At 42.4% G+C, this 20,499-nt stretch carries 21 protein-coding genes; 20 read left to right on the forward strand and 1 reads right to left on the reverse strand.

The features are described 5' to 3' along the window. Nucleotides 1–123 precede the first annotated feature (123 nt). The 15 genes from MFF31_RS14040 to MFF31_RS14110 all read left to right on the forward strand — a co-directional run bounded on the left by MFF31_RS14040 (nucleotide 124) and on the right by MFF31_RS14110 (nucleotide 14,799). Nucleotides 124–876 carry a cell division protein FtsQ/DivIB gene (locus MFF31_RS14040; protein WP_238188749.1) on the forward strand — a complete coding sequence of 251 codons (753 nt, stop codon included), beginning with the start codon at nucleotides 124–126 and terminating at the stop codon, nucleotides 874–876. A 293-nt stretch (nucleotides 877–1,169) separates the two neighbouring features. Beyond that, nucleotides 1,170–2,411, forward strand: coding sequence for a cell division protein FtsA (gene ftsA, locus MFF31_RS14045; protein ID WP_238188750.1), 1,242 nt, complete (start codon nucleotides 1,170–1,172; stop codon nucleotides 2,409–2,411). Nucleotides 2,412–2,428: 17 nt separating this feature from the next. Beyond that, a complete protein-coding gene (gene ftsZ, locus MFF31_RS14050) occupies nucleotides 2,429–3,547 on the forward strand; it encodes a cell division protein FtsZ (protein ID WP_238188751.1) in 1,119 nt (372 codons plus the stop codon). A 426-nt stretch (nucleotides 3,548–3,973) separates the two neighbouring features. Further along, entirely contained in the window at nucleotides 3,974–4,900 is a 927-nt protein-coding gene (spoIIGA, locus tag MFF31_RS14055; RefSeq protein ID WP_238188752.1) for a sigma-E processing peptidase SpoIIGA, read from the forward strand. A gap of 29 nt (nucleotides 4,901–4,929) precedes the next feature. After that, nucleotides 4,930–5,652, forward strand: a complete 723-nt coding sequence (gene sigE, locus MFF31_RS14060; RefSeq protein WP_238188753.1) for an RNA polymerase sporulation sigma factor SigE — start codon at nucleotides 4,930–4,932, stop codon at nucleotides 5,650–5,652. A 114-nt stretch (nucleotides 5,653–5,766) separates the two neighbouring features. Next, complete coding sequence (sigG, locus tag MFF31_RS14065) at nucleotides 5,767–6,549, forward strand: RNA polymerase sporulation sigma factor SigG (protein WP_238188754.1); 783 nt, start codon at nucleotides 5,767–5,769, stop codon at nucleotides 6,547–6,549. Between the two features lie 191 nt (nucleotides 6,550–6,740). After that, entirely contained in the window at nucleotides 6,741–7,022 is a 282-nt protein-coding gene (locus MFF31_RS14070; RefSeq protein ID WP_238188755.1) for a YlmC/YmxH family sporulation protein, read from the forward strand. A gap of 72 nt (nucleotides 7,023–7,094) precedes the next feature. Continuing rightward, nucleotides 7,095–7,952, forward strand: a complete 858-nt coding sequence (gene pgeF, locus MFF31_RS14075) for a peptidoglycan editing factor PgeF (RefSeq protein WP_238188756.1) — start codon at nucleotides 7,095–7,097, stop codon at nucleotides 7,950–7,952. An 8-nt stretch (nucleotides 7,953–7,960) separates the two neighbouring features. Next, nucleotides 7,961–8,674, forward strand: a complete 714-nt coding sequence (locus MFF31_RS14080) for a YggS family pyridoxal phosphate-dependent enzyme (RefSeq protein WP_238188757.1) — start codon at nucleotides 7,961–7,963, stop codon at nucleotides 8,672–8,674. Nucleotides 8,675–8,677: 3 nt separating this feature from the next. Further along, nucleotides 8,678–9,148 carry a cell division protein SepF gene (locus MFF31_RS14085; protein WP_238188758.1) on the forward strand — a complete coding sequence of 157 codons (471 nt, stop codon included), beginning with the start codon at nucleotides 8,678–8,680 and terminating at the stop codon, nucleotides 9,146–9,148. Nucleotides 9,149–9,155: 7 nt separating this feature from the next. Then, nucleotides 9,156–9,440: a YggT family protein gene (locus tag MFF31_RS14090; RefSeq protein ID WP_238188759.1), complete on the forward strand. Its 285-nt coding sequence runs from the start codon at nucleotides 9,156–9,158 to the stop codon at nucleotides 9,438–9,440. A 4-nt stretch (nucleotides 9,441–9,444) separates the two neighbouring features. Then, nucleotides 9,445–10,227: a YlmH family RNA-binding protein gene (locus MFF31_RS14095; RefSeq protein ID WP_238188760.1), complete on the forward strand. Its 783-nt coding sequence runs from the start codon at nucleotides 9,445–9,447 to the stop codon at nucleotides 10,225–10,227. A 120-nt stretch (nucleotides 10,228–10,347) separates the two neighbouring features. Next, nucleotides 10,348–10,845 carry a DivIVA domain-containing protein gene (locus MFF31_RS14100; protein WP_238188761.1) on the forward strand — a complete coding sequence of 166 codons (498 nt, stop codon included), beginning with the start codon at nucleotides 10,348–10,350 and terminating at the stop codon, nucleotides 10,843–10,845. A 419-nt stretch (nucleotides 10,846–11,264) separates the two neighbouring features. Further along, nucleotides 11,265–14,357, forward strand: a complete 3,093-nt coding sequence (ileS, locus tag MFF31_RS14105) for an isoleucine--tRNA ligase (protein ID WP_238188762.1) — start codon at nucleotides 11,265–11,267, stop codon at nucleotides 14,355–14,357. A 79-nt stretch (nucleotides 14,358–14,436) separates the two neighbouring features. Beyond that, nucleotides 14,437–14,799, forward strand: a complete 363-nt coding sequence (locus MFF31_RS14110) for a DUF5665 domain-containing protein (protein WP_248565572.1) — start codon at nucleotides 14,437–14,439, stop codon at nucleotides 14,797–14,799. Nucleotide 14,800: 1 nt separating this feature from the next. Here the strand turns inward: MFF31_RS14110 and MFF31_RS14115 are convergent, their stop codons facing one another. After that, nucleotides 14,801–15,517: a TraR/DksA C4-type zinc finger protein gene (locus tag MFF31_RS14115; RefSeq protein ID WP_238192030.1), complete on the reverse strand. Its 717-nt coding sequence runs from the start codon at nucleotides 15,515–15,517 to the stop codon at nucleotides 14,801–14,803. A gap of 294 nt (nucleotides 15,518–15,811) precedes the next feature. Here MFF31_RS14115 and lspA point away from each other — a divergent pair, with 294 nt between their 5' ends. The 5 genes from lspA to MFF31_RS14140 all read left to right on the forward strand — a co-directional run bounded on the left by lspA (nucleotide 15,812) and on the right by MFF31_RS14140 (nucleotide 20,475). Then, a complete protein-coding gene (gene lspA / locus MFF31_RS14120; protein ID WP_238188763.1) occupies nucleotides 15,812–16,336 on the forward strand; it encodes a signal peptidase II in 525 nt (174 codons plus the stop codon). Then, nucleotides 16,314–17,255 (forward strand): RluA family pseudouridine synthase, encoded by a 942-nt coding sequence (locus MFF31_RS14125; RefSeq protein ID WP_238188764.1) that lies wholly within the window; start codon nucleotides 16,314–16,316, stop codon nucleotides 17,253–17,255. Before lspA ends, MFF31_RS14125 begins: the two co-directional genes overlap by 23 nt. Before the next feature lie 155 nt (nucleotides 17,256–17,410). Further along, nucleotides 17,411–18,646: an LL-diaminopimelate aminotransferase gene (locus MFF31_RS14130; RefSeq protein WP_238192032.1), complete on the forward strand. Its 1,236-nt coding sequence runs from the start codon at nucleotides 17,411–17,413 to the stop codon at nucleotides 18,644–18,646. Between the two features lie 357 nt (nucleotides 18,647–19,003). After that, nucleotides 19,004–19,579, forward strand: a complete 576-nt coding sequence (gene pyrR, locus MFF31_RS14135) for a bifunctional pyr operon transcriptional regulator/uracil phosphoribosyltransferase PyrR (protein WP_238188765.1) — start codon at nucleotides 19,004–19,006, stop codon at nucleotides 19,577–19,579. Continuing rightward, nucleotides 19,576–20,475, forward strand: a complete 900-nt coding sequence (locus tag MFF31_RS14140) for an aspartate carbamoyltransferase catalytic subunit (RefSeq protein ID WP_238188766.1) — start codon at nucleotides 19,576–19,578, stop codon at nucleotides 20,473–20,475. Before pyrR ends, MFF31_RS14140 begins: the two co-directional genes overlap by 4 nt. The last annotated feature ends 24 nt before the right edge of the window (nucleotides 20,476–20,499 follow it).

Raw genomic sequence — 20,499 nt, forward strand, 5'->3', positions numbered from 1 at the left:
GTAGTAGTAAGATAGAAACGATAGGCTTCCTCATCGCTAGCAAACTTATAACGTGATACAACGTGACGGGTTGCAACGCATTTTGTGAGGAGGCTGACGTTTCTAGGAAAAGAGGGACAAGTTATGAGTATGCAAATGCCTGTGCTAAAGGAGCCTGCTCGCAAACGCAAAGGCAATAAAAAGCTACTTGCCGTTCTATTTCTATTGTTTGTAGCTATACTGACCGTACTGTTTTTTAATTCATCCATTAGTAAAATTTCTGACATCCAAATTACAGGCACACATTTTACTACAAATGAGGAAATTATACTTGCTTCTGGGATAAAAATGGGAGATGCCTTTTTTCAAACTTCCTCCACTACTATAGCGGAAATGGTGAAAAAAAAGCCTCAAGTGGAATCGGTAGATGTCATAAAGGTGTTCCCTGGAATTATAAAAATTACAGTTAGAGAATACCCTGTTGTTGCATTTGAGCTTACTGAGCAAGGAAAGTTGACAGCATTGCTTTCAAATGGGACAAGTGTGGAAGCTGTTCATGGGGGGAACCAACTGCTTGATAAACCAATCTTGTCTGGTTGGAGTGCTGATGATCCTATTAAGCTTAAATTGACGAAGCAATTGGCGCTAATTCCTATTAAACAACTTTCAGACTTATCTGAAATTACTCCAATACCGTCCAAGGCCTATCCTGATCGTATTCGAATATATACGAGGACGAAATTCGAAGTCGTTACTGCGGTATCTGTTCTTCCTGAAAAGATCGAAGCGCTTAATGCTGTAATCGAAACACAAGAGCCTGGTAAAATTACAATGTTGCTAGCAGACACATATGTTCCTTTCGGCGTAGAAGATGGAGAAAATATACAATCTAATTAAAATTAGACTACTCAATAGCTTGAAAGAATGGTAGAATTTTAATTATGACGCTAGAAGAATAGCGCTGTGTAAAGCACTTTTGCCTGATTGTACGTCGAGATCTTCAGCTTAACAACTCATTCGATTAATTTTTCACCTCTTAGTCATTTTTCGACATAACATTCATTAAAGTTATGAAAAATTTGTTGAAAAAAGAGGGAAAATATTAAGAGCGTTGAATAAGTAGATAGACTTAGTGAGAATTATCATATAAAGATGTACTTATTATTATTTGGAAACGGAGGTGCCGCAAGTTGAGCAGCAATGACATCATCGTCAGTTTGGACATCGGTACATCCAAAGTTCGTGCTATTATTGGTGAATTGAGCAATGGAACCATTAATATTATTGGAGTTGGATCTGCCGACTCAGAGGGTATTCGCAAGGGAGCAATCGTCGATATTGACCAAACCGTACAATCCATTCGTAATGCAGTTGAGCACGCGGAGCGCATGGTTGGCATTCAAATATCTGATGTATATGTAGGTATTCAAGGCAATCATATTGCATTGCAAACCAATCATGGCGTTGTTGCAGTATCCAATGAGGATCGAGAAATTGGTGAAGAAGATATTGAACGTGTATTGCAAGCAGCTAAAGTAGTCGCACTCCCTCCAGAGCGTGAAATTATTAACTTAGTGCCTAAGCAATATTTAGTGGACGGTTTAGAGGGCATTTCCGATCCTAGAGGGATGATTGGTGTTCGACTCGAAGTCGAAGCAACTATTGTTACTGGAACGAAAACGGCCATACATAATTTAATGCGCTGTGTTGAGAAAGCTGGACTACGAATCAATGGTGTTATTTTGTTGTCCTTGGCGTCAGGTGTTATGTCTCTGACAAAAGACGAGAAGATGATAGGAACAGTTTTAGTTGATATTGGAGCAGGTTCCTGCACTATTGCTGTTTATGATCAGGGTGGTTTGGCTGCGATCTCTACTTTGCCGATTGGCGGAGAGTTCGTAACTAACGATATCGCCTATGGTTTGCGTACGCAAACCGATCAAGCAGAGAAGTTTAAACTTAAGTATGGATGTGCCAATACGATGGATGCAGCTGAGGATGTTAAATTCAAAGTGACGCGTATGGGCAGTAATTTGGAAAAAGAATTTTCCCAAAAGGATTTGGCTAGTATTATCGAGCCGCGTATGCAGGAAATATTCCAATTGATACGTCAGGAAGTTCGTCGTCTTGGTTATGGTGAGAAAGTGAACGGGTACGTGCTTACGGGTGGTGCTGCTGCGCTTCCTGGAACAATAGCACTTGCTCAATCGGAGCTGGAATCATCCGTGCGAATTGCGTTGCCTGACTATATTGGTGTTAAAGATTCCTCCTATAGCAGCGGAGTTGGTATGATCCAATATGTGTCAAAATATATGGGGATCCGAGGCGGCGGCACCGTGAAGAAAACGGCAAGTCGCAAAGCCGGTCCTGCAGCCACATCTAAACCCGGTATGTTTGAAAGAATTAAAAATATGTTTAATGAATTTATTTGACTGGGGGATTATGAGAGATGTTGGAATTCGATATGGAGCTTGAAGCGCTCGCTCAAATAAAAGTAATAGGTGTAGGCGGCGGCGGCAGCAATGCAGTCAACCGTATGATAGAAAATGGCGTACAGGGTGTTGATTTTATTACAGTCAACACAGATGCTCAAGCACTTCATCTTGCGAAGTCTGAGCATAAGCTGCAAATCGGAGATAAGCTGACACGTGGTCTTGGTGCTGGTGCAAATCCCGATGTTGGTAATAAAGCTGCAGAAGAATCACGCGAACTGATTGTAAATCAGTTGAAGGGTTCTGATATGGTATTTGTTACTGCGGGAATGGGTGGCGGAACAGGTACAGGCGCTGCTCCAGTTATCGCTGAAATTGCTCGTGAATGTGGAGCGCTTACAGTTGGTATCGTAACACGTCCTTTTACATTTGAAGGTCGTAAACGTTCTGGACAAGCTGAGCTTGGTATTGAAGCACTTAAGGAAAAAGTAGATACACTTATCGTTATTCCAAATGATCGTCTATTAGAGATCGTTGATAAAAAAACACCAATGCTTGAAGCTTTCCGAGCAGCAGATAATGTTCTTAGACAAGCTGTACAAGGTATATCTGATCTAATCGCTGTTCCAGGTTTGATCAACCTTGACTTTGCAGATGTGAAGACAATTATGACGGAGCGCGGCTCAGCCCTTATGGGTATTGGTGTCGCTAATGGTGAGAATCGTGCAGCAGAAGCAGCTCGCAAAGCGATTATGAGTCCATTGCTAGAAACATCAATTGACGGAGCTCGTGGTGTAATTATGAATATTACTGGTGGAAGCAACCTTTCACTATATGAAGTTAACGAAGCTGCAGAAATCGTCATTTCTGCATCTGATCCAGACGTAAATATGATTTTCGGTGCAATCATTGATGAAAACTTGAACGATGATATTAAAGTAACTGTCATCGCAACAGGTTTCGAAGCTAAACCGAATCAACAGGCGCCTCGTCGTACGACAACGCTTGGATCGGAGCAAACAGATACTAGAGCAACGAATGCTGCATCAAGCGTGAAGCCATTTGGTTCAGGTACTTCCAGCGATCAACTGGAAATTCCAGCATTTTTGCGCAAGCAACCTCGTAATGACAGATAGTAATTTTTATAGAAGCTCTTACTAAGGTTATTGAACCTTAGTAAGAGCTTCTTTTTATAAATACAACAATTTATAAGTTTGTTATTTTATAAATGACATATAGTTCTCAGCGAAGCGATAGCTAAGCCTCCAAAGGACAGTTTAGCCATTTACGCTTTCCACAAAAGAATGTACGAAAAGTAGAGTGAAAGAGGATTGTCTATGAGATCAATTATGATCTTAGGGCAATCCTCTTATTAATATAGGGATAGATTTATCATTTCACCAATAGAGTCGTTTCTTTTTTGATTTGTCGACAAAAAAAGATGGCTAATGTCGTCATGAATAGACAGACTTTGAAATAGGATTACAATATACTAGTCTCAATCGTTCTCCCGAGCTAACGGACTCGAGCGGATTCACCGGAAAGGGAGGAAGGGGACGATAATGGCGGTTTATATCGATATCCTATTTCTACGTGAATTGCTTGTAGACGGAGCTGTGCTGATGACGACCGCATGGGTCCGTAACTATAAGCCCAAGCCATGGCGATTGCTTTTCGCTGCTACATTCGGAGCCTGCTATGTTGTACTTATGCTAGTGCCTCAGTTATCATTCCTGTTCACGTTGGCCGTAAAAGTCTTGTTTTCGTTATTCATGGTTTGGATAACGTTCGGATTTCATTCGCTGCAACATTTTATTCGTAACATTGCAGCTTTCTATACGGTTAATTTTGTAGCTGCGGGCGCTGTACTAGGACTCTATTATTTGTTTATGCAGGGATCAGGTGAAGTTTGGAAAACGTTAACGTTTGCTAGCGGCAGTGTGAATGCAGAGCTAAAGATGGGACTTTTTTATTTTGTTGCTGCGTTTTGTGTTGGTCTTTTTATTTACAGAGCTGTATTAACACAAAAGCGGGAACGAGAACTCGTACGAACCCATCTTGCTGAAGTGAAGGTGAGGATCGATGAGCAAATCTTTACGTGTATTGGACTAATTGATACAGGTAATCAGCTCTATGATCCTTTGACTCGTACTCCAGTGATGGTTATGGAAGCATCCAATTGGGAGGGTGAAATTCCAGAGTCATGGATGAAAAGCATTCGAGAGTCGCAAGTAGATCGTCTTGTAGCAGGATTAGATACTGAGCCATTCAAGTGGCAAGATCGTCTTCGTTTAATTCCCTTCAGAGGAGTCAACAGAGGTTCACAATTTATGCTTGCTTTGAAGCCGGATGCCGTTGAGATTACAAGGGACGGTCAACTGTATGAAACGAACAGAGTTTTGATTGGTTTAGATGGCGGCAAGCTTGCAGCAGATGGGGCATATCAAGCGATTATCCATCCGTCAATGGTACAAGCGAAACAAGTGTAAGCATATTTTACCGGGGAGGGATGGGCCACATGCTCGTCAAATACAAACTTATACTGCAGTTATATTATTACAGAATATTATTTTTATTCGGACTAAAAAGTGAAGAATTATATTATATAGGCGGCAGTGAAGCGTTACCGCCTCCCTTGACGCGTGAAGAAGAGGAATATTTACTTGAGAAACTTCCATCTGGTGACACGGCAATCAGAGCTTTACTGATCGAACGCAACTTAAGACTTGTCGTTTACATTGCCAGAAAGTTTGAAAACACGGGTATTCATATTGAGGATCTCGTATCGATAGGTGCAATTGGACTAATTAAGGCAGTTAACACATTTGACCCAGAGAAAAAAATTAAGTTAGCTACTTATGCATCTCGTTGTATCGAAAATGAAATTTTGATGTATCTTCGCCGCAATAGCAAGACGCGTACTGAAGTTTCCTTTGATGAGCCGCTTAATATCGATTGGGATGGAAACGAACTTCTGCTATCTGATGTACTTGGAACTGAAAATGATACAATTTACCGTAACATCGAGGAACAGGTGGATCGTAAGCTCCTTCACAAAGCGCTTGATAAGCTATCTGAAAGAGAAAGAATTATAATGGAACTTCGCTTCGGACTTGCTGATGGCGAAGAAAAGACGCAAAAGGATGTTGCCGACATGTTAGGTATATCCCAATCCTATATTTCTCGTCTGGAGAAAAGAATTATTAAACGATTGAGAAAAGAATTTAACAAGATGGTGTAAGCGTTTAGCAAGCTTTTGACCCAAATCTGATTGTCGAACGATGTCGGAATAGGAATAAAAAGAGGTCTCAGGGAGATAATATACATTAATGTTTCTCCTTGGGAGGTAATCACGTTGACCCGAAATAAAGTCGAGATCTGTGGAGTGGATACCGCTAAACTACCTGTACTGACTAATGTCGAAATGCGAGAGCTATTTACGGCATTACAGAGCAAGGGCGAGTGGTCAGCAAGAGAGAAATTGGTTAATGGCAACTTGCGGCTAGTGCTCAGTGTCATTCAGCGATTTAACAATAGGGGAGAGTTTGTAGACGATTTATTCCAAGTCGGCTGCATCGGACTTATGAAGGCGATAGATAATTTCGACCTTGGTCAAAATGTTAAGTTTTCCACCTATGCCGTACCGATGATTATCGGTGAAATTCGTCGCTACTTAAGGGATAACAATCCCATCCGAGTATCGCGTAGCTTAAGAGATATCGCTTATAAGGCGCTGCAAGTCCGTGACAGCCTCACGAACAAAAATTCACGTGAACCAACGATAATTGAAATATCAGAAGCGTTGAATGTGCCCAAAGAGGATGTTGTGTTTGCACTTGATGCCATCCAAGATCCTGTGTCGTTGTTCGAGCCGATCTATCATGACGGTGGAGATCCAATCTATGTGATGGATCAAATTAGTGATGATCGAAACAAAGACGTGTCATGGATAGAAGAGATTGCTCTAAGGGAAGCGATGCGTAAGCTCAATGAGCGGGAAAAAATGATCCTGTCTATGCGCTTTTTTGAAGGAAAGACACAAATGGAGGTAGCTGACGAAATCGGCATCTCACAAGCACAAGTGTCTAGGCTTGAGAAATCAGCGATACAACAGATGCAGAAACATGTGAAAACATGAACGCTTAGAGGAAGAAATGGCATGAAAGTGGTGGAGTGCATAAGCGCTTCACCACTTTTCTTTGCCACATTAATAACGTCAATGTAGGTTTTTTACTTGATTTTTGGACAGTAGGACATTTTGGGCAATTCACTCATATACTTAAACAAAGGATTGTGGAAAACAATCTACAGGAAATGTGGTGAATCAACTTGAAAATATCCGACTTCCAATCAAAAGACGTAATTAATATTGTGGATGGCAAAAAGCTAGGGCATGTAAGTGACCTGGAGCTTGATCTGCGTCAAGGAAGAATTGATTCGATTGTTGTACCGCAATTTACCAAAATGTTTGGTCTCTTCGGTAATAATGGGACTGAAATCGTTATACCTTGGCGAAATATTGTTAAGATAGGTGCAGATGTTGTACTTGTTCGAATGGATGAAACAAAAGCAATTCGTGCTGAGGAAGAAGATTTGCATGCCCGTTCTTAAGGGGGTAAACTTAGTATTGGCGGACATAGTAAAAGAGTTATCCCGCATAATGTGTATGTATGAGGTGATGAGATGGAACCATTTGTACAGAAAATAAGAGGCACAGCGAAGGAACCTTCGCTTTTTTTGTTGTCACAATGGATGGAAAATAACGATTCGTTATCGGTTGGATTTACTGGAAGAGAAGGAGGAGTAAGTAACACTCCTTGGGCATCCTTAAATATTGGATTACATGTGGGGGACAATGAAAGCGACGTTATTGAAAATCGTAAAACGTTGACTTCAGCAATTGACTGGCCATTTGAGTCTTGGACGTGTGCGGAGCAGGTACATGGTAGCCATGTATCAATTGTAACGGAAATGGAACGTGGTAAAGGTAGAACTTCGATGTCTGACACAATAGCAGGCAGTGATGCGATAATAACGAATGTGCCGGGTATACTTTTAGCTTCATTTTATGCGGATTGTGTTCCGTTATATTTTTACGCGCAAGATGTTGGTGCTGTTGCCTTAGCTCATGCAGGTTGGCGCGGGACGGTGCAATCTATTGCAAGAGAGACAATACTCGCAATGGAATCTGCTTATGGTGCAAAACCTGAAAATATTAAAGCAGCAATAGGTCCATCTATTGGAAGTTGTTGCTATGAAGTTGATGGAGTTGTTATTCAGGAAGTAGAGCGGGTTTTATCCGAGCTACAATTGAAAGAGGAGATTGCTCAAGCTTGTATGGTCCAGTCGGAAAATGGCAAGAGGTTTCTGAACTTGAAAGAAATAAACCGACAGATTATGATAAAAGCAGGAATTTTGCCGATCCATATCGAATTAACCAAGTGGTGCACTGGTTGCCAGACTGAATTATTCTATTCTCATCGAATGGAAGGCGGCAGAACGGGACGGATGGCCAGTTGGATAGGCATTCGGGAAAGGTGAATAATAGTATGCCATTACAAGATCGAATACAGCAGGTCGAACAGCGAATCGCAGCAGCATGCCAGCGATCTGGAAGACTTAGAGAAGACATAAATGTCATAGCGGTTACGAAATATGTATCGTTAGAGACAACCGTATCAGCGTATAAGAGCGGCTTGTTGCATCTTGGCGAGAACCGCTGGCAAGATGCAGAGGAGAAATGGGTGGCTCTGAGCGGGAAAGATCGCAGTGTGCCTGAAGATGTGCCGACTTGGCATTTCATCGGTTCGTTGCAAACGAATAAGGCTAAAGACGTCGTTGGGAAGTTCTCATACATACATTCATTGGACAGGCTGTCACTTGCGGAAGCTATTCACAAAAAAGCGTCCCAACTTAGCATTATTGTCCCTTGCTTTATTCAAGTTAACGTATCTGGCGAAATGTCCAAGCATGGCATGGAACCGGAAGAGTTGTCAGGTTTTATTGATGCACTGCAAGCTTTTCCGTCTCTGCAGCCTATTGGGCTCATGACGATGGCACCTTATGAGTCGAAGCCTGAGGAAACACGATTAGTCTTTAGAGCACTTCGTGAACTTAGAGACGTTATTCAGAGAGACTCGGCATATGGCAGCGGTATTAAACATTTGTCGATGGGAATGTCGAATGATTTTGATGTTGCTATTGAGGAAGGCGCTACATGGATTCGTTTAGGAAGCATTTTAGTTGGAAAAGAGGAGGAATGAGCGATGAGCGTGATGAACCGATTTATGAATTGGTTTGGCTTGCAGGAAGAAGAAGAAGTGGTAGAGCGTGAACGTGTGACTACACAGACTGAAGAGCAAGAGAATGAAACCTCTCTTTTCGAAACACGTAGAAACATAAGAAGCAATACGGTAGCTGGCAATAGCAATGTTGTTAGCATACATTCGCAGAAGAACGTTCGAGTCGTGTTAAGCGAACCTCGCTCATATGACGAAGCACAGGAGATTGCCGATCATTTGCGCTCACGCAGAGCTGTTATCGTAAATTTACAGCGAGTGAGAACTGATCTTGCGCTTAGGATTGTTGATTTCTTAAGCGGCACAGTGTACGCTTTAAGTGGCAGCATCTCTAAGCTTGGTCCTAATATTTTTCTATGCACGCCTGATTCAGTAGAAATTCAAGGTGCCATAACGGAAATGCTGGCAGAGGAGAACGATTACAACAAAATGAGGTGACCTTGGGTTGGAAATATTAATTTTAAAATTTGTGAATACTGCGCTTGAAATTTACAGCTATTTAATTATTGGTTATGTGCTATTGTCATGGTTCCCGAATGCTCGTGAAAGTTCTATTGGACAGTTTCTTGGACGAATCGTAGAACCTTACATCGGTATATTCCGAAAATTTATACCGCCAATTGGCGGTGTATTGGATCTTTCGCCAATCGTAGCTATCTTTGCACTTAGATTTATTGCAATCGGATTGAATTCAGTACTTGTATTCTTGTTTAGCTTAGGTCAAAGCTAATCTTATGAAATCAGCTATATATGAGCATTTCCACCCCGAGGAAAAATCTTTCGTCGATAGGGCAATGGAATGGGTAGGGCGGTCCGCACAGCAGCATGAGCTGAAGCGGACCGATTTTTTGGATCCGAGACAAGCCCAAATTCTCTCTATGCTCGCTAGCCGTAATCAAGATGTCCACATTAGGCTGGATGGCGGTTACGTGGAAGCAGAGCGAAGAAGAGCATTAATTGCACCAGATTACCGCAGCTTAGAGGATGAGCATGTGGCTATTTCTGTGCTTGCTGCAATTGCACCGGCCGGAAGTCATCTTGAGTTAGATCATTCCGATTTTCTTGGGGCCCTGCTTGGTCTTGGCATCAAAAGAGATCGAATAGGAGACATTCATGTCCATGAATCGTTTGCACATATTATCGTTACGGACGAAATTGCCGATTATTTAAATATACATCTCCGTCAGGTGCATCGACTTAGTGTATTGACGGATATATTACCATTGTCAGAATTAAAGCCCGTTCAAGTTAAACTTGAGGAAATGAGCCTTACAGTTGCATCAATGCGTCTTGACGGTATTGCTAGTGATGTATATCGAGTTAGTCGATCCAAAATTATGGATCCAATACGAGCTGGTCGCTGCAGAGTAAATTGGAAAGCCGAAGAGGACCCATCCAAACAACTTAAGGAAGATGACGTCATCTCTTTCAAAGGATTAGGTCGATTCAAGGTGCTTGAAGTCGACGGCGTGACAAAAAGGGGCAGAATTCGGGTCAAAATTGGTAAATTTATTTAGATGGTTGCAGGAAATAGGTCAGGACTGTCGAATCTTTGTTGACAGACAGCAACGTTGGTGTTCGTGTACTTATTGCCACCGTTTGCGCAGTGCCAAAACAGTTCATAGGGAGGTGTTCCGATGCCGCTTACGCCATTGGACATACATAACAAAGAGTTTTCACGAAGTTTTCGTGGATACGATGAAGATGAAGTGAATGAGTTTCTGGATCAAGTAATTAAAGATTATGAATCCATCATTCGTGAGAACAAAGAAATTCAAAACCAAGCCCTTACGCTACAAGAGAAACTGAACCATTTCACCAATATCGAAGAGACTCTTAGCAAAACGATAATCGTCGCACAGGAAGCTGCTGATGAAGTTCGTAACAATGCGAAAAAAGAAGCTCAGTTAATTGTGAAGGAAGCGGAGAAAAACGCTGACCGCATCGTTAACGAATCACTTAGCAAATCGCGCAAAGTGGCTCTTGAGGTAGAGGAGCTTAAGAAGCAGGCCTCTATTTATAGAGCACGATTCCGTACCCTAGTAGAAGCGCAACTTGAGCTTTTATCACAAGATGGCTGGGAAACGTTAGAACAAAGTGCAAGAGAATCGGAAAGAGAACTCCTTAGAGGTTAAAGAAAATGGGTCATTACCCGTTTGACAAGAACCTGTTATGTGAGCTATAACTAATACAATAACGAAACAAACAACTTCATTGATGAGAACGAGTACGTTTTGAGTTCATGCTGCAGAGAGCCGGCGATTGCTGAAAGTCCGGTGCTTGAACCTTTACCGAATATCCTCTCTGAGAAGAGGCGCCGAGCCCACTGTATTGTGGTATTAAGCGTCGACGAATTTCCCCCGTTACAGGGAACGCGAATCAAGATTGGATTCGCAGCTAAGGTGCCGCAAGAGGCATCGTCATATATGACGATTGCTAGGTCTCTCTTTCTTTTGAGGGAACAATGCGGAACAAGGGTGGTATCGCGAGCAAGCCTCGTCCCTTTATCGGGACGGGGCTTTATTTTTTTGTATACTTAGAGGGGGCAACGAAGATGCAACGTGTAGACGTAAAAGAACGCGCGCGCAACCGCGAGTTGCGAGTTTTGGAGCAATGGAAAGCAGAAGACACATTTAAACAATCGATTCAGAACCGAGAAGGTAAACCTAATTTCGTATTTTATGAAGGTCCTCCAACAGCAAATGGTGCACCCCATATCGGCCATGTACTTGGCAGGGTTATTAAAGATTTTATTTGCCGCTACAGAACGATGTCTGGCTATCGTGTTGTTCGTAAAGCAGGCTGGGATACACATGGTTTGCCTGTTGAGCTTGGTGTGGAGAAGCAACTTGGCATCTCTGGCAAGCAAGAAATCGAAAATTATGGTGTTGAAGAGTTCGTAAAAAAATGTAAAGCCAGCGTATTTGAATACGAGAAGCAATGGAGAGAGCTGACTGAAGCGATTGGTTACTGGACAGATCTTGATAATCCATACATCACGCTAAAAAATGAATATATCGAAAGTGTATGGCATATTTTGTCCACGATCCACAAAAAAGGACTATTGTACCGTGGACATCGTGTAAGCCCGTATTGCCCTTGCTGCCAAACGACGCTAAGTTCACATGAAGTTGCACAAGGCTACGAAGATGTAAAGGATTTGAGTGCAACAGCGAAGTTCAAGCTGATCGATTCCGGCGAGTTCGTGCTTGCTTGGACGACGACTCCTTGGACATTGCCAGCGAATGCTGCATTAGCAGTTAATCCTGAACTAGATTATGTACGTGCTTCCAAAGACGGAGAAGTCTATATCGTTGCTAAGAACTTGGCAGAGAAAGTATTGAAAGAAGAGTTCGAAGTGCTTTCAACGGTAAAAGGTGCTGATCTAGTTGGGCTTTCTTATGAGCCTCCATTCCGCTATGTAGCAATTGAGAAAGGCCATATTGTCATTGCTGGCGATTTCGTCAGTGACACTAGCGGTACCGGAATCGTTCATATCTCACCTGCACACGGGGAAGATGATTATAAAGTATCACGTCAAAATGGGATCAGCATGTTAAGTGTTGTGAACAATGCAGGTCGTTATATCGATGAAGTTACTGATCTTGCTGGCCGCTTTGTAAAAGATTGCGATGTCGACATCGTGAAGATGCTTAGCGAAAAGGGACTTCTTTATTCCAAAGAGCGTTACGAGCATAGCTATCCGTTCTGCTGGCGTTGTAAATCACCGCTTCTCTATTATGCAACGGAGAGCTGGTTTATCGAAACAACGGCAGTTAAAGATCAATTGATCGCAAATAACAGCAAAGTGGATTGGTATCCTGGACATATCCGTGAAGGGCGTTTTGGTAAGTTCCTTGAGGATCTAGTGGACTGGAACATTAGCCGTAACCGTTATTGGGGTACTCCGCTAAACGTTTGGGTTTGTGAAGAGACAGGTAAAGAATATTCGCCTGACAGCATCGCTGATCTTCGTGCACGTGCAGTGGACGAAGTGCCTGCTGACATTGAGCTGCATAAGCCTTACGTAGATGGCATTTTGCTTAAATCGCCGTTTGCTGAAGGTGCAGTAATGAAACGTACGTCAGAAGTAATCGATGTTTGGTTCGACAGTGGCTCCATGCCGTTTGCTCAGCATCATTATCCATTTGCGGATGCAAAACCATTTGAAGAACAATATCCTGCTGATATCATTTGCGAAGGCATTGATCAAACGCGCGGTTGGTTCTTTAGCTTACTTGCTGTATCAACACTATACAACGGAAAAGCGCCATATAAAGCGGTACTTTCTACAGGACATATTCTTGATGAGAATGGACAAAAGATGTCCAAGTCAAAAGGTAACGTTATTGATCCTTGGGAAATTATTAATGAATACGGAACAGACGCATTCCGCTGGGCACTCCTTGCAGACAGTGCGCCGTGGAACAGCAAACGTTTCTCGCGTGGCATCGTAGGCGAAGCGAAGTCCAAAGTGATCGACACGATTGTAAATACACATGCGTTCTACGCGTTATATGCATCAATCGACGGTTTCAATTACGCGGATCATGCAGAAGCGAATACTAATAATAAGCTGGATCGTTGGATTACATCTAGATTGAATAGCTTGATCTTAGTGGTTAAGAAAGGTCTAGAAGTTAATGACTTCTTGAATCCTGCCAAGTCGATAGAACAATTCGTAGATGAGCTGAGCAACTGGTATATCCGTCGTTCACGCGACCGGTTCTGGGGCAGTGGTCTGACAGAAGATAAAGTTGCAGCCTATCAAACGTTGAGAAGTGTACTTCTAACATTATCACGTCTAATGGCTCCATATACACCATTCTTAGCAGAAGATGTGTATGGCAATCTTGGTGGTGAAGGAAGCGTTCATCTAGCAGACTTCCCAGTAGCAGATGAGTCACTTATTGATTTGACACTAGAACGTGATATGGAGAGTACAAAAGGAATCGTGGAACTTGCGCGTAATGTCCGCAATGAAACGTCAATTAAAACTCGCCAGCCACTATCGGAGCTTATCGTATCACTAGACGGGGATTTCCCGATTGCAGAATACGAAGAGATCATTAAGGATGAAATCAATGTAAAATCCATTACGGTGCAAACATCCGATAGTGGATTCGTTGACTTCACACTTAAATTGAATTTAAAGGTAGCTGGTAAGAAATACGGTAAGCAAGTTGGTCCTATCCAAGGAGCTTTGAAAGAACTGAATTCTGATGCTACAAAAGAGATTGTTTCTGGGGGAAGCTTCAGCTTCACAACATCGGATAATGAAGTACTTCAGATTGGACTAGATGAATTGCTAGTTGAGAAACAAGCAAAGTCTGGCTTCGCTTCCGCATCTGGAAATGGTATGACAGCAGCACTGAATACGGATATTACACCTGAGCTTGAACAAGAGGGTTGGGTTCGTGAAGTTATTCGGGCTGTTCAAGACACGAGGAAGAAGCAAGATCTTCCGATTGAGAAACGTGTTAACCTTGTTCTAGATGTAGATAATGTTTTGAAGGCAGCACTTGAAGCGTTCTCCGATGTGTTAAGTGATAATGTATTGTTACAGTCGGTTTCATTCGAAGCTGTAGATGGTATGGAGCGGGTTACACTTGGAGATAAGGAAGTTGGCATTTTCATCAAGGAATAGGGACATAGTAATGGAATAAAGGAGCCCGCTTGCCCGCCACGCTGGCGGGGCGGGCTTCCTCTGTTGCTACCCGGAGGTGATGGAAATCGTGAAACGGAAACGAAATCAGAAGCAGGCAAACGATGAACCAAAGGATTTGCCTGCCTTACAGGAATCTTTATCCCTTGTAGATAAAAGATTGCAGCATATTGCAACTGAAATGGAACGAACGCACATTGCAGAATACGTTGATTTGTTGAACCGACCTTTTTCAATGATATGGCGCAATTTACTGTCGGGTACGGCAAGAGGTGTTGGTATTGCGATTGGATTTACTTTTTTTGCAGCTACGATTCTGTATGTCTTACAATTTCTAGGGGCATTGAACCTCCCTATAATTGGCGATTATATTGCTGATATTGTACGGATCGTACAGATTCAGCTTGAAGGTAAGGGATATTGATTTAATCGTCAGCCTCTAGTCCATGATCACCTTCATCGCTGTGAATATAATGATCATATTCACGATTGCGAACAACGGAAACGTGACGGCCAGTAATGTCTGTAGCAAGGAAGCTTTCAATGGATTCTACATATCCATCATTTTCCTCTGCTTCAATACCGATGTGGGAATAGTCGGTGGCATTCCGATTTTCGGACATGGCTGGAGAATCTGCATTGCCCCATTGCTCGACAATTTGCCAAGCATCTTCACCATCAAATCCATTGTAATCAATACGTTCGTCCATGCTAGACCGTCCGAATGGCGGTTGCAAATAAGCTTCTTCGATTGGACGATCATGTGACAATTGATTTCTTGGCGCATGTTCGATGCAATAGAGAGTGTCTGGGGCTGCATCGAGTCGTTCATATGGTATTTTTTCACCACAAGAGATACAAGTGCCATATGTTCCATTTTCCATAGCAGTAAGAGCAGCTTCTATTCGCTTAAGGTGAAGCTCCTCTTGCTCAAGGAGTGCAATATCCTTTTCTCGTTCATAAAGCTCGGTTGCAAGATCGCCTGGATGGTTGTCGATGGGTGACAATTCACCGGTTTGATCGCGAAGTGATTGTGCTTTACCGTAATGCTGATTATGATACAGCCTGGATTCAATTTCTTCCTGCTCATTCACCAACCGATTGTGCAGCAAGGCAAGCTTTGGACTTGTTATTGATGTCATGTAGATTGCACCGTCCTTTACCGCTAACATAATTGCCTCTATAGCTTTTGCTGTTCAGATTGATTTCAGTATGGGCATGCATGGAAGCTTGATCTTGTATGGAAACGCAATTACTGGTTCTGTTCAGAGCCATGTGCTACACTAATTAAATTACAAGAAAAATTGTCAAAAAGAGTGATGCTTTAATTGGATGGGCAACAACTTGTAATTGCGATGTATAGCTTTCCTTAACGGGCTCAATATCACGCTTGTGGAGTGAAGTTCTGCATTACAAAACTTTTTGGGAGTGGTTAAATGCGTTATTGGTACTATTACCTCATTTCAATCATTGTTCTTATTGTTGATTTTGTAACGAAAAAGATTGTTGCTACAAGAATGGAATTGTATGAGGAAATTAGCGTAATAGGTAACTTTTTCCTTATCACATCTCATCGCAATACGGGTGCAGCATTCGGTATTTTGCAAAATCAGCGCACCTTCTTTATTATTGTTACAGTTGTAATTGTAACGGCATTGATTTGGTATTTGCATATGATGAGGAAAGTTGGAAAAACACCTCTATTATTAGGTTTAGCACTCGTACTTGGCGGCGCTATTGGTAATTTTGTAGATCGTGTTCGATTTGGAGAGGTTGTCGATTTCTTCAAATTTAACTTTGGCAGCTATACGTTCCCCATTTTTAACATTGCGGATTCGGCAATTGTATGTGGAGTAGGGCTAATCCTGCTTGATACGATTATTAGTATGAGAGAAGAAAAGAAACAGCTTGCGCAAGTAGATAAGGAGCAAAAAGAGCATGAACAGCAATCCAACGCTTGAAGAAGTGACACATGAATGGAAAGTCGAACCCGAGCAAACGGGTGAGAGAATTGATAAATTTGTTGTCGAGCAAATCGACGAAGCGGGTATATCACGGACGCAGGTGCAAGAATGGATTAAAGCCGGTGCTGTACAAGTGAATGGCAGTATAGTAAAAGCTAACTACAAAACAGTCGAAGACGATGTTGTTGTACTGACAATCCCTGAAGCTGAAAGTATGGACATCGTCGCAGAAGATATCCCTCTTACGGTTATGTACGAGGATTCTGACGTCATTGTTATTAATAAATCGCGTGGAATGGTCGTGCATCCAGCTCCTGGACACTCATCGGGTACAGTTGTTAATGCACTTATGCATCATTGTAAAGATCTATCTGGGATTAACGGAATGTTGCGCCCTGGCATCGTGCATCGAATCGATAAGGACACGACAGGACTACTAATGGCAGCGAAAAATGATCTTGCACATGTGTCGCTTGCTGAGCAGTTGAAAGAGCACTCCGTTACTCGCAAATATATTGCATTAGTGCATGGAAATGTGCCTCATGACCATGGAACAATTGACGCTCCAATTGGACGTGATACGAATGATCGGAAGTTGTTCACAGTGACTGGCCATAATAGTAAAGTAGCTGTTACCCATTTTGTTGTACTGGAGCGACTTGGTGATTTTACACTTATGGAGCTTCAGCTTGAGACGGGTAGAACGCATCAAATTAGAGTGCATATGAAATATATTGGCCATCCACTTGCTGGTGACCCTGTATATGGTGTAAATAAAACGGTTGCCCTCAAAGGACAAGCGTTGCACGCTGCATTACTTGGATTCACACATCCTCGTACAGGTGAGCGTTTAAACTTTGAAGTACCGATTCCCGATGATATGGAACATGTATTAAACAGTTTGCGTCTACGTTAATGTCAGTTTGATTGCAGCTCAAATAATTAGCATGCCAGTAAGTGCTGAAATAAGTGCAAACTTTTCGGCAGATCCTGCATTATGTTGCTTCTGAAAGTACGTTATTCTATTCATATCATAGGTGAATTTATTGGGGATAGGGATAGGTGACATTCATGACAGCTATTAATCAAAATTACTTGGAGCTGCAAGGCAGCTATTTATTTTCTGAAATTGCGAAAAGACGGACTAAATTCATTCAAGAAAACCCGAATGCGGAAATTATTAGCCTTGGCATTGGTGACGTTACTCGCGGCTTGCCGCAATCCGTATTGAAAGCGATGCACGGTGCTGTGGACGAGCTGGCTGAGCCGGGTACTTTCCGTGGATATGGGCCAGAGCAAGGTTATGATTTCCTCATTCAAGCGATTATCGAAAATGATTACAAAGCGCGGGGTATCGATATTGCTGTTAATGAAGTGTTTGTTAGTGACGGCTCGAAATGTGATGTCGGCAACATTCAAGAAATTTTCAGCACAGACAGCATCATTGCTGTACAAGATCCTGTATACCCTGTTTACGTCGATACAAACGTTATGGCAGGACGTTCAGGAAAGTACAATCAAGAGACGAAGCGTTATGAAAACATCGTTTACTTGGAATGTACTGCGGAAAATAATTTCAAGCCAAGTTTGCCCGACCGCAAAGTTGATTTGATTTATCTCTGCTATCCGAACAATCCAACGGGCATGACGCTGACAAAAGCCGAGTTGCAAGTTTGGGTTGACTACGCTAGAGAAAATAAATGCTTAATCTTATTTGACTCCGCGTATGAAGCGTTCATCCAAGAAGAGGATGTTCCACATAGCATTTATGAAATTGAAGGAGCTAGAGAAGTTGCAATTGAATTCCGCAGTTTCTCGAAAACGGCTGGATTTACAGGCATTCGCTGCGCGTATACTGTTGTACCGCGCGATCTCAAAGGCTTCGATATCGAAGGCAACTCCGTTCTAATCAATGACCTTTGGAATCGTCGTCACACGACGAAGTTCAATGGCGTTTCTTATGTGACACAACGCGGGGCCGCAGCTATCTATTCCGAAGAGGGCAAACAAGAAATTGCTTCCTTGGTCGAATATTATATGACAAATGCAGCTATTATCCGTGATGGTCTGGCATCTCTTGGTCTAGAAGTGTTCGGCGGGGTCAATGCTCCTTACATTTGGCTGAAGACGCCAAAGGGAATGGATTCATGGAGCTTCTTCGATAAGTTGCTGAATGAAGCAAACATCGTAGGTACACCAGGTGTTGGGTTTGGGCAGAGCGGTCAAGGCTACTTCCGTCTTACAGCTTTCGGAAGCCGCGAAAATACGGAAAAAGCGGTTGAACGTATTCGTAAGCTGAGCCTTTAAACAATTTTTCAAGTAGACGTTATTAACGTTATCTCTGCATAGTCGGGTGGAAATAGCCCACACTAATGACGAGCAAAAGGCATATATGCTCTTGACTTCTTTTGTCGATCGTGGGATAATTCCTATGATACAGAGCAGTACCTTTAACTCAGTCCTGTGAGACTGGCAAGGTAACGTGAATATAGGTCTAATATTGATTAGATTTGGATATCCGAACATACGTCTGAGGTCTGTTGACCAGAGGACTTTGGGTACCCTCTTCTTTAACTGACTGATCACAAACTCCTTGCGAACTTCGCAAGGAGTTTTTTTGTTACCTTCATGGATTTGAAGGCGATTAATGGAAGGAGTGGGACAATGGCTGATGAAGAACATGTAGTTATCATGGACGAAACAGCAATTCGAAGAGCTTTAACACGGATTGCCCATGAGATCGTAGAGAGAAATAAAGGAATTGATGATTGCATAATTGTAGGCATCCGGACAAGAGGTATATATTTGGCTAACCGTGTCGCTGAGCGGATCGGTGAGATTGAAGGAAAGCCAGTGCCGGTTCATGAGCTGGATATTACTCTATATAGAGATGATAGATTAGATGGAGCGACGATATCTATAGAAGCAGCAGCTACACCTGGAGATGTAGAAGGCATACCATTCACAACGAAGGACAAGATTATCATTTTGGTCGACGACGTCCTTTACACGGGCCGCACTATTCGTGCAGCGATGGATGCACTTATGGACTATGGGCGACCTAGAAGCATTCAACTCGCTGTATTGGTAGATCGAGGACATCGTGAACTGCCAATCAGACCAGATTATATCGGCAAAAATGTTCCAACATCGAAACAAGAACAAATCGAAGTTTTTCTAAATGAAGTCGACCTGACAGATCAGGTGACACTTATTAATCAAAGGGGGCAAACCGGATGACACTTACAGAACTAAAACAACGGAGTTTGCTCGGATTAAAGGAATTGGACAAGGAAGAAATTGAATCCATTCTTGATCGTGCTGCTTATTGGGAAAATCATTCTTCAAAAGTACATCAAGTATCGCAAGGCAAATTTGCAGCGAATATGTTTTTTGAAAATAGTACACGGACAAGATTTTCGTTCGAAGTTGCTGAGAAAAGACTTGGTGCAGAAGTAATCAATTTCTCCGCAGCAGCTTCTAGTGTAGAGAAGGGCGAGTCTATCTATGATACGGTTCGTACTCTTGAATCAATGGGCATTGATGTTGGTATTATTCGGCTGAAGCCGTCAGGCGTGCTTGCAGAGCTTGCAACAAGCATCAAAGTTCCACTTATTAATGCGGGTGATGGAAACAATGAACATCCGACACAAGCGTTACTTGATCTTTATACGATGCGCAAGCAGTTTGGATCACTGAAAGGCTTGAATGTTTCTATAGTAGGTGACATTCTACATAGCCGAGTTGCGAGATCCAATCTATATGCACTTCGTAAGTTTGGAGCGAATGTAAACTTCTGTGCTCCATCAAATATGCAAGCTGCCGATCTGGATGCGCCATATGTTTCAATAGATGAAGCAATCAAAGCGGATGTAGTTATGATGCTGCGTGTACAACTTGAGCGTCATGCAAGCGGGATGCTGAACTCTGCGGAATCCTATCGTGAGAACTATGGACTTACAGTAGCAAGAGCTGAAAAAATAGCAAAACATGCCATTATTATGCATCCTGCACCAGTTAATAGAAATGTGGAAATCGATAGTGAGTTGGTAGAACATCCGCAATCGAAAATTTTCCCGCAAATGCAAAATGGCGTACCGATTCGGATGGCGGTTATCGAAAGAGCATTAGGCTAGCAGAACTTATACGTTATAACCGAA

Source organism: Paenibacillus sp. L3-i20, assembly GCF_022180385.2.
GTDB lineage: Bacteria > Bacillota > Bacilli > Paenibacillales > Paenibacillaceae > Pristimantibacillus.